Below are 1,265 nucleotides of genomic sequence, written 5' to 3'. Positions count from 1 at the left end.
TGGCTTGCCCAATCGGACTAGTCCAACCGTAGAGTTAGAGTCGGCGGTTGGTCCGTAGCGGCGCTCATGCCGCCTCCAACCTATAAGGCGGCATGAGCGCCGCGGGCAAGATGGCTGCTGGGGCGGGTGGACGATAGTTCAGCGAAGAGTGCGGTCTCTGCGTGTTGTAATGGCATCTCCATCCCTCGATCAGCACCTTGGCTTCGCGGAGATCGTAGAAGATTTCCCTGGCCAGCAACTCGTCTCTGAGCTTGGAGTTGAAGCTTTCGCAGTAGCCATTTTCCCATGGGCTGCCCGGTTCGATGTAGAGCGTCTTCACCCCGATCCGCTCCAGCCAGTCACGCAGAGCGGTGGCGACGAACTCGGGGCCGTTATCTGAACGTATGTGCTCAGGCGGTCCATGTGCGACGAACAGTTCGCCCAGCACATCCAGAACGTCCCGGGAGTTGAGCCTGCGTTCGACACGAATGGCGAGGCATTCTCTTGTATACTCATCGATCACGCACAGCATACGGAACACCTTGCCATCATGCGTACGGTCCTGGACGAAGTCATACGACCAGACATGGCCCTTGTGCATCGGCCTTAGCCGGATACAGGAACCGTCATTCAGCCAGAGACGGCCGCGTTTTGGTTGTTTCATCGGGACTTTCAGCCCTTCACACCGCCAGATGCGATACACCCGGCCCGCACTCACCTGCCATCCACTCGCGTTCAAGAGTGCCGTCACCCGCCGGTAACCATACCGGCCAAACCGTTCTGCAAGATGGATGATGGCTGCCGTTAGGGCCGCCTCATCGGCGCGGCGAGTCGGTGAGCGACGTTGGGTGGCGCGATGCTGGCCGACCACGCGGCAGGCCCGGCGTTCCGAAACGCCAAGCTCTTCTACCACATGATCGACCGCACTGCGTTTGCGTGAAGGGCTCAGTACTTTCCCGAAAGAACCTCTTTCAGGATCTGATTGTCCAGGGTGAGATCGGAGATTGCCTTGCGCAGGCGCCGGTTCTCCATCTCCATGTCCTTCATCCGCTTGGCCTGGCCGACCTGAAGGCCGCCATACTCCTTTCGCCACCTGTAATACGTCTGCTCGGTTACCCCGATCGCACGCACGGCCTGTCCGGTCGTCTCACCCTGGCTCAGTCGGACTTCCACCTCCCGCAGCTTCGCGATGATCTCTTCAGGCTTCGCTCTCTTGCCCATTCTCAACTCCATATTCGAAGCCGACTCTCACTCAATTACCGGACCAGTTTTCATGTGGCAGACCA

Annotated in this window: 1 protein-coding gene; it reads right to left on the bottom strand. The window is 59.1% G+C overall.

Features of this window, described 5'->3' with window-relative positions; translation table 11 throughout:
* Window positions 1-64: 64 nt before the first annotated feature.
* Window positions 65-1,200, bottom strand: a protein-coding gene (locus HY17_RS20015) for an IS3 family transposase (protein WP_369802202.1) whose coding sequence is annotated in 2 segments (ribosomal slippage) — window positions 65-930 and window positions 930-1,200 — 1,137 coding nt in all. Because the reading frame shifts where the segments join, the coding sequence is not laid out codon by codon here.
* Window positions 1,201-1,265: the final 65 nt, after the last annotated feature.

The organism is Hyphomonas sp. CY54-11-8 (genome assembly GCF_000682735.1).
GTDB lineage: Bacteria > Pseudomonadota > Alphaproteobacteria > Caulobacterales > Hyphomonadaceae > Hyphomonas.
This window is presented reverse-complemented; position numbering and strand designations above follow the sequence as displayed.